Source organism: Streptomyces sp. (assembly GCF_050698815.1).
Taxonomy (GTDB): domain Bacteria; phylum Actinomycetota; class Actinomycetes; order Streptomycetales; family Streptomycetaceae; genus Streptomyces.
The window spans coordinates 1-4,917 of the sequence record NZ_JBOHCV010000055.1; the positions used below are offsets into that span (position 1 = coordinate 1).

Here is a 4,917-nt window from a genome sequence, read left to right on the forward strand (position 1 = left end):
CGCCTCCGCGCAGTTGAAGAACACGCACGTCAGAAGGGGCGCCCGGGAAACTGGGCGCCCCTCCGTGTCTCATCCTGTCTCACGTTTCTCACGCTGGACCAGTCTCCACGGACAGGCCACGGACAGAGATCGCGGGCCAGCGAAATCCTCGTTCGAACCTCCAACTCCCCATGCGTCAGGGCCCTCGCGGGCCATGTCTGGCGTTCGCGGCATCTTGCAGTGATACTCCGTGACGTACCTTCGAGGCACGGCTCAACGGGGGTAGGGCGCGGCCGGAGGGGCTGCGACGAGGGGGCGCGTACGCATGACAGAGGACGAAGCACGTGACGGCGGGGATCGCCGTGAGGCCGCAAAGCCCGCCGACACCCACGAGCCTGCGGGGGCCGTACCCGCGCAACGTCCTGACTGGACGCGACGGGCCGAGATCGGGGTAGCAGTACTGGCTGGACTGGCGACGCTGTTCTCGGCAGTGGCCGCCACGGTCACACTCCAGGTGCAGGCCAGGCAGGGCCGCAGCGAGGTGGACGTGTCCCGCCAGGGGCAGATCGCCGACCGCTTCAACGTGGCTGTGGGCAACCTTGGCGACCAGGCTGACGAGGTGCGGCTCGGCGGGATCTTCGCCCTACAACGGATAATGGAGGACTCGCGTCCCGACCAACCGGCTGTGGTGGACGTCCTCTCGGCGTACGTACGCACGCACGCGCCCGCCGCAGGCGGTGGCAAGGCGGAACGGGACTCTGCCGGGCGTCCGGCGCCCGACGTGCGGGCGGCGTTCGAGACGCTGGCCCAACGGAATCCGCGCTACGACCGTTCGGCCCGGGTCGACCTGCGTGGCGCCTACCTGCGCTACGTCGGGGTGCGCCCGGACGTGACGCGTGGGGGTGGGGCGGACGGAAGCGGGCTGAGGCTGGCGAACGCGAACCTGTCCGGCGCGATTCTGTCCAACGCACACCTGCGCCGGACGCGGCTTTCGGGAACGTACCTCGTCGGTACCCGTCTGGAGGATGCCGACCTGCGGGCGGCCGATATGCGGCGTGCGGACTTCCGCGGGGCCAAACTGTCCGGCGCCGATCTGAAGGGCGCGGACCTGCGCGGGGCCCGACTGTGAGCCGACGACGACCCCAAGGGCGACGGCAGGGACGGCTCCGGCAAACGCACCCCGAGCAGCCGGCCAAGGTGAGCGTGGACCAGCTCCGTGACGCCCGCCTGGATCGCACGACACTGCTCCCGCACTCCCTGGAGGACGATCCCCACATCCGCAAGCGGCTGAAGTAGTTGGTGCCGGGTTTCACCAGGAAACCCGGCCGTACTCGTCGGGTCACGGACAGGGCGCGGACGGACAGAGGAACGGACGTCCAGATGTCCGGTGTTCGTGCAGCTCAGACTCCATGCGGCTCGGAAGCCGCATGGTCTTGAAACCGTCGTGGCAGCGATGTCACCGTGGGTTCAAATCCCACCGCCTCCGCCGAGGTCAAAGAAGTAACAGCTCAGAAGGGGTGACCGTCAACGACGGTCACCCCTTCGGCGTTCAGGATGTCTCACTGACAGCCTGTAGTTGTCGGCTGCCACAATGTCTGAGTCGCGTGGAGGAGGGGGCTCGATGCTCGTGGAGACGGCGGCGTTACGGCTGGGCAGCACCGTGGCGAAAGCCGCAGGGCAGCTGTGGCTCAGAAGCAAGCAGCGCGAGCAAGAGCGCTCGCTGTCGATGGATGAACTGATCCGAGTACGCGTGCCCGGTATCCGGCTTCAGCGTGAGGTCAGTCAGCAGTTCGAGCAGATCGCCAACGCGGTGTTCGACCGGTTGGAACCGCACTTGCAGCATGCCTTTCAGCGCCTGGGCGAGGGCGGCTGTGAGGCTGTCATCGACGCCGTGTCCGATACGTTCACGCGAGCCGACCTGTCAGACGAGGCCCTCCTCGCCGCGAACGCCCACCCCGCCCAACTCATCCGCGACATCACTGGCTCCGTGAGAGCGCCGGTCGGCCTCAACGAGGCGGAAGCCCGCCTGTACGAGAGGCTCTTCGCGGAGTGCGTGGAGTACTACGTCGCATCGTGCGTAGCCTGCCGGTCTTCGAGGAGCGGGCAGCGGCTGAACTGCTGGCCCGGACAGCCACGTTGGGTGGCGAGGTTGCGCGAATCCTGGAGCGACTTCCGGATCGCTCGCTGTTCGCGCCGGACGGCACGGACCAGGACACCGCCTTCCGGCGTGCGTACCTGGAACTGGTCAGCAGGGACCTGGACGAGGTGGAGGTGTTTCGGCGTACGTCCGACCAGGGGACCGCACCCCGCGTACCACTTTCGGCCGCGTACGTCAGTCTGCGGACCACGGGCAACGTAGGCAGGCGGCGACACACCATCCGCTCTGTGCCACTGCTCAGACCCGACATGAGTTACTGGGAAGAAGCCGGAGACAAGAACTCCGGAATGCGGGTCGAGACCGCGCTGGATGACGCGTCACGGGTACTACTGCGGGGCGAGGCAGGCTCAGGTAAGACGACTCTGCTGCGCTGGCTGGCCATCACGGCCGCGCGCGGGGCATTCACGGGTGAGCTCGCCCACTGGAACGGACTCACCCCCATCTTCGTCAAGCTGCGTGAGTACAGCGGCCGCACACCGCCGAACCCGGAGGAGATGCTCGACGGCATCGCCGGGCCCATCACCGGGATCATGCCGAGGGGCTGGGTGGAGCGGCAGCTCGACGGCGGTAAGGCTTTGCTCCTGATCGACGGCGTCGATGAACTCCTCGACCGTGAACGCCGGTCGGTACGGGACTGGTTGCGCAAGCTTCTGGGGCAATACGACGGTGTACGGGTGGTCGTCACTTCGCGTCCCGCGGCCGCCGGCGCGGACTGGCTGCGCCATGAGGGTTTCACAGTTCTCCACCTGGACCGGATGACGCCTCCGGACCTCTCGGCATTCGTGCGTCAGTGGCACCACGCCGTACAGCAGTTGGGCGGCGACTTGCCCTGCGCGGTCAATGAACTTCCGAAGTACGAGCAGTCCCTGCTCACCAGTCTGAAGGACCGGGCGCATCTTCAGTCGCTGGCGAGTACGCCGTTGCTGGCGGCCATGCTCTGCGCGATGCACCTGAACAGGGGCCGCCAACTGCCCCGGGATCACATGGAGCTGTACCGCAGCGCTCTGCACACCCTGGTCCACGATCGGGACGCGGACCGGGGTGTGCCGAGTGCGCTGGACAGTCAGCTCAGCCTCAGCGACAAGCTCGTGATACTGAGGGATCTCGCCTGGCGGTTGTCGGACAACAACCGCAGCGAGATCGACCTGGAGCGGGCTGCCGAGTACGTCGCGGCGAAGTTGAGAGCTATGCGCCACCTGGACCCCAAGGACGGCGACCACGTCCTGGAGCAGCTACGGCACCGCTCAGGGATTCTCCGGACCCCCGCCGAGGGGCGGATGGACTTCGTGCACCGCACCTTCCAGGAGTACCTTGCCGCCGCGGAGGCCGCGGAGGAGGACCGGATCGGCAATCTGGTCGGCCGAGCGCATCTGGACCTGTGGCGGGAGACGATCATCATGGCGGCGGGTCACGCCAATACCCGCCAACGGGAAGAGCTGCTTCGCGGCATCCTCGATCGCGCCGAGGAGGAACCCCGGCATTCGCGCACACTGCGACTGCTGGCGGCAGCCTGCCAGGAGACGATGCCTTCGGTGTCGGAGGGGCTCGCGGATCGTCTGGACGAGGCCATCGGCAAGCTGCTTCCGGCAAGACGGAAAGCGGATCCGCCGGCGCTGGCGGCGGTGGGGGCCACCCTGCTGCGCTGGATGCCGCGGTCATTGGGACAACTGACCGAGAAGGCCGCAGCTCAGACCGTACGGACTGTGGCGATGATCGGGGGTGAGGAATCTCTGAGACTGCTGACGGCGTACGTGGGGGACGAGCGTGACGACGTCGTCACGGAATTCATCCGTGCATGGGACTACTTCGACGCAGACACGTACGCCAACGACATTCTGTCCCGGCTGCCGCTGGCACAGCGTACGGTCACACTCACTCACTCCGGCCAGTTTCAGGCGGCAAGTCGACTGAATTCGTTGACCCACTTGGAGATCGCGCACCCCCTACAGGGGCTCGATTTCCTCGCCGAGTTCCCGCCGCTGCAACACCTGTCGGTCAGCCTTATGCGAGAAGAAGTCGATTTGTCCGTTCTCCGGAGTCATCCTGAGCTCGAGCAACTCCAGCTTTTCTGCAAGGTGCACGTATGTGGCACGTCGATTCTGGCGGATCTCACAGAGCTGAAGGCGCTGACACTCTCGCTGACGGGAGACCTGGACTTGGGCATCCTGCGCCGGCTTCCCAAGTTGCAGGAACTTACAGTCCTGGACGTGGCGGAGAAGGACCTGAATCCGCTGACCCTCCTAGTCGATCTGCCAAGCCTGCATCTCTTTGGTCTCGACAGGTCACAGTCGCTAAGGCTCCGTGATTTCGCACCGATGACCGCTCTCCGGGTCCTGGCGCTTTCCCTCTACGATGCGAACGAATGGGTCACGACACTTGAGAATGCCCCGCCTTCGTTGACTCATCTGCATCTTTTCAGCTGTGTTGCGTCCGCCGATGGCCAAGCTTTCACAAAGTTCGAAAACCTTGAATACGTCTTTCACCATGGCTGCGAGACCCCCGATGGTGTGCCTATCACCAACCTGGACATCCCAGGTGTGCGCACTGCGCTGCTCCGGACATAGGGGCCCACGCAAGGCGACAGACCATCGGCTGCCCCGCAGCGGGCCTCCGGACGACGCGGCGGGGGCACGGTCAAGATACGAGCCGCTAATACTCCAGCTGTAGATCGTGATCTTGCTGGTCGGGGCCGGTGTGGAGACGGGTGCGGCCACCGTTGATCATCGTGAGTTGTGTGGACTGACGATGAGACGGTGGCCGCAGGTCACAGCATAGATCCA

Annotated in this window: 2 protein-coding genes and 1 pseudogene; all 3 read left to right on the forward strand. The window is 65.7% G+C overall.

The window, feature by feature from the left end:
- Positions 1-304: 304 nt before the first annotated feature.
- The 3 genes and pseudogenes from ACRDP3_RS02345 (at position 305) to ACRDP3_RS02355 (ending at position 4,701) form a co-directional block, all read left to right on the forward strand.
- On the forward strand, positions 305-1,108 hold the full coding sequence (locus tag ACRDP3_RS02345) for a pentapeptide repeat-containing protein (RefSeq protein WP_431515110.1): 804 nt from the start codon (positions 305-307) through the stop codon (positions 1,106-1,108).
- A gap of 492 nt (positions 1,109-1,600) precedes the next feature.
- A pseudogene (locus ACRDP3_RS02350) lies at positions 1,601-1,990 on the forward strand (NACHT domain-containing protein); the annotation flags it as partial.
- A gap of 62 nt (positions 1,991-2,052) precedes the next feature.
- Positions 2,053-4,701, forward strand: a complete 2,649-nt coding sequence (locus ACRDP3_RS02355; RefSeq protein WP_431515111.1) for an NACHT domain-containing protein — start codon at positions 2,053-2,055, stop codon at positions 4,699-4,701.
- The last annotated feature ends 216 nt before the right edge of the window (positions 4,702-4,917 follow it).

Bases quoted from the DNA above. Each gene is read 5' to 3' on its own strand.
- ACRDP3_RS02345 (WP_431515110.1), top strand. From the start codon at position 305: ATGACAGAGGACGAAGCACGTGACGGCGGGGATCGCCGTGAGGCCGCA.